The following is a 4106-nucleotide window of genomic DNA, read 5'->3' on the forward strand; positions in this document are numbered from 1 at the left end:
ATTCAAGGGGTAACTGGTTTTTATTGGTGGACTAAAATAGGAGTTTAATCGTAAGTCATTTACCGGACATGATATTACGGATCTAAATTGTATTTTTGGGCGGGCGGGACGCCCACCCCACAATAATTTGCTCGAATTTGATTTTCAAATTTAGAGGCGCCTCAGCTTAGAGTAAAAAAGACAGATTCAGAATCAACAAACAGTTTTTTAATTTAAATCGCTGCGGTTATTCACAACGGTTGCTCTGCTTGAGAAGGTGGCTCTTCTGGCAGCGGAATAAACTCTGTCTCTTGAGGAACCTGAGCAAACCGTCCCTCTCTCCAATCGAGTTTAGCTTCCTCAATGCGCGAGGGCCGACTCGAAACAAAATTCCACCACTTATGGCGCTCACCAACAGGTTCACCGCCAATCACAACACAACGAGCCTTGCCTGAAGCAGAAATGTTTACTTCAGTGCCTGAATTTAGAACTGCCAACCGATGTTGTTCCAGAGGCACTCCATCGATCGCAAGCCCATCTGTTACGCTGTAAACCGCCTGTTCGCTGTAATTGCCCGGTAAGGTAAATTCTCTTCCAGCAGTCAGTTGCACGTCCAGATAAATCATGGGTGAAAATATTTGAACTGGGGAAGTGCGACCATAGGCCTCACCCGCAATTAGGGTGAACGAAACTCCTGCATCCTCCCAAACAGGCAGCTCAGAAGCCGGATGATGCCGAAACCAGGGGTCGGTTTCTTCGTATTCATCGGGAAGGGCTATCCAGGTTTGGATGCCATGCAGGATGGCTTCTTTGCTGCGCTCGTCATCAGGCGTGCGTTCAGAGTGGACAATGCCTCGCCCTGCTGTCATCCAGTTCACCGCACCGGGACGGATTTCTTGAACGCTGCCCACACTATCACGATGCAGCAAAACACCTTCAAACAGGTAGGTGACGGTTGCTAAGTTGATGTGCGGATGCGGTCTGACATCCACGCCCCGGCCGGGTGGAAACAGCGCAGGGCCCAGATGGTCAAAAAAGATGAACGGGCCTACCAGTGCTAGAACGTCTGAGGGAAGCAAGCGACGGGCTTGGAACCCACCCAAATCTTGAATGTGTGGCTCAATGAGATGCTGGATGGTATCCGTCATAATGTTTATGAAGTTGCGAACGCTAATTGTTTATGTCAAAAGTGCATTATACAAAAAGCTATCCTTGTAGAGGGCGATCGCAATATCAGTGACTGGTCTAAACTTTCCCAATCGAAAGCGGTTGTAGAGTGTCGAGTTCTCAACGAGCTTTCTGCTTACGAGACGATGGAGAGTTCATCACTGACTTGAATCCGACCTTTGACCAGGGAGCGAATCAGACGATCGAGTGAGCCACGTTCTTCTTCACTGATGGACTCATCAAGGATGGCGGCCATCATGCCGTAGCGGTCAGCTTTGGTAACGCGGTGAGTATCGGTGACAGTGGCAATTAATTCGTTGATAGCGCCGGGGAGAAGATTAACTGGAGACATGAGATTGTTTTGAACTCGACACCTTAATCATCTCGTGGTTTCTTCTAAGAGCAAGTGATGGTGCTGGTTTTTTTCCGTGATAATACTGAAAATATTGGGTGAACCAAGTCCGTGTTACCAGTGATCGAAGTCACAACATTGAAACCAATGCAGCGGTGGAAAAATTACAACCCACCTTCCGCCCTTTGACTATCACACCGTGATAATTTTCGTCTTTCACGAGTCTGAACTTCCTGCTGTGCAAAAGTTTCAGACCTTCATAGGAAGAACTGCCCCTTCTTCAACCAATTCTCAACAAGTAACGACTGTTGACTTTTTATTTGCTCAAAATTGATGCAAACCTCATGGCTTGGGCAAAAATACCTGAATGTGAGAGTCATATCAAATCCGCCCTTCATCGGAATTATTCATCTCTCTTCCCTTCCTCTGTATCCTCTGCGTCCTCTGTGGTTTAATTCTTCCGATATAACCGGAATTGATATCCAAGGGCCGAACGTGGGGTGTAAGACACCAGAAAAATGATAATTTGGCCCACTAAGTACGTAAGAGCAGGTATTAGGTCTCTTGACGACTGGAAATCAGCTTTTCGGGGTTAACGTTTCTCTGCTTCGCCAATGAGGGTAAAAGCGGCCCAATCTACAGGATTAGGATGTTTGACCAATGTCACCAGCATGGCCTTCCGCAGCGCTTGGGCAATATCAGGGGTTAGCTGCATCTGCCGATAAAATTCCGCCATCAAGTCGGCTGTTGATTGGTCGGCTACTGACCACAGAGAAACTACAACACTCGGAACGCCTGCTGCAATAAACGATCGCGATAAACCAATGATGCCATCACCTGTAATACGACCGCGACCCGTATTGCAACCACTCAAAACGACGAGCTCGGCATTCAACCTCAAATTAAAAATTTCGCTAGCAGTGAGTAAACCACTGTCACCCTTGCTTGGGGCAAGTGCGATGACTCCAGGTACGCCCATTCCCTCCACGTCATCCAGGATGCCGTGAGTTGCTAAATGCACGATGCGCGATCGCTCTATTTGCTGTAAAACTGCTACTTTTGTCGCTTTGTCGCCTGTAAGCGGTTCAGCATTCAAAAGCTGAGCAATCGCGATCGCTTCGGCTTCAGCGTGTGGGAGTGATGACAGTTGTTGAGGAGGTTGGTTCGTCGTAAAGGCAACACTTGGCATGGTAGGATTCCCAACCACTAGCGCACCTTTTCCTGAAGCAAGCTGTTGCTGTTTCTTGGTTAAAGACCGCACTTGAATTGAAGGTGCTGTTAAAATAGTATGTTTTTCTATCAAGTAGTTTCCCGAACTATCTTGCAGCGCGGCAAAGGGAACTAAGAACAAAGATTCATGAGGAATAAAGGTAATTCGCGACGCTGGATCTTGAGGTAGAAGGTCAGCAATTGGTTCGATCAGTAGTTGATAAAGCTCTTGCAATGACGGGTCTAAAAATCGTTGCTCGACAATAGGCATGGTTCCGGTGGGATTTCTAGCTGGTTGGGATCGCTGCTTGTTTTGCAGGCAACTGGGAATGAAGCAACGACCTTGAGTAATCAAGGCTTTTAATGAAGTTTGTTCCTCAACCAAACCTTTCAAACTGATGCGACGAAAGTCAATTTTTCCCGTCGGCTGCACTACCCAGATATAAAGTTCTGAATCTTGCAGCTTTCTTTGACCCTCAGCTTCTACAACTTCTTTGATAAGCGAGTAAGAAACTAAAGTGGAATTGTCTTCTTTAGCAATTTGCTGGATTTCCGGAATGTCGATCGGTTTTATTTGAGTTTCCGATGACTTTAAGGTAGCCTGTGCTGACTGGGCAGAAAAACGGTTGGTCAATAATCTAACAAAAGCTTGCGCCCGTCCACGCTCTGCTATTTCTAGCGCTTCCTGAGGCTGATTTTGATTAGCAAGCACTTCTTGTAAGGTATTATAACTTGTTTCTTGAGTCTCAAAAATTGAAATTAAGTTGAGGTCGTTATTGTTTAAATTTGAGCGCAGAGATTCCCAAATTTCAATAGCTGAAAAGAAAGCTTTGATAGCTTCTGCTGGTTGCTTTGCTTTGTATAAAGCGTCACCTAAATTGCTGAGTGCGCGGCCTTGGGCGTGACGATCGCTCAGTTCTATGGCAATGGCTAAACTCTGTTGGTAAGACTCAATCGCTTGACTATAATTTTTGACAGCATAGTAAGCAATTCCTAAATTTTCTAAAGCGCGACCTTGAACGAAGCGATCCCGCAGTTCTAAGGCGATCGCTAAACTTTGTTTCTGCTCTTCAATTGCTTTGGCATAATCAGTCAGGGAATAGTGTACTAATCCTAAATTACTCAAAGCAAGGGCTTCGCCTCGGCGATCGCGCTGCTGTTTAGCAATCGCTAAACTTTGCTCTTGATATTCTACTGCCCTTGTATACTCTTTTTTGGCGTAGTAAACTAATCCCAAATTTCTGAGGATACTCGCTTCTAAATCAAGCGATTTTAGGGAGTGCGCTACTTCCAAACTTTGCTCGTAGTATTCGATTGCTTTTTTATACAGCACTTCCGGCTGTTATGAGGTACAATAAGAAGAGATTCTAAAAATACATCAATGAAAGCATATTCAGTT

At 45.7% G+C, this 4106-nt stretch carries 3 protein-coding genes; all 3 read right to left on the reverse strand.

The features are described 5' to 3' along the window. Positions 1-230: 230 nt before the first annotated feature. Positions 231-1127, reverse strand: a complete 897-nt coding sequence (locus tag QUB14_RS28130) for a pirin family protein (protein WP_333221465.1) — start codon at positions 1125-1127, stop codon at positions 231-233. 155 nt (positions 1128-1282) lie between these two features. After that, on the reverse strand, positions 1283-1498 hold the full coding sequence (locus QUB14_RS28135; RefSeq protein ID WP_006631949.1) for a hypothetical protein: 216 nt from the start codon (positions 1496-1498) through the stop codon (positions 1283-1285). Positions 1499-2090: 592 nt separating this feature from the next. Then, on the reverse strand, positions 2091-4040 hold the full coding sequence (locus tag QUB14_RS28140; protein WP_333221467.1) for a CHAT domain-containing tetratricopeptide repeat protein: 1950 nt from the start codon (positions 4038-4040) through the stop codon (positions 2091-2093). Positions 4041-4106 lie beyond the last annotated feature (66 nt).

The organism is Microcoleus sp. B3-D2 (assembly GCF_036705345.1).
Classification (GTDB): Bacteria; Cyanobacteriota; Cyanobacteriia; order Cyanobacteriales; family Microcoleaceae; genus Microcoleus.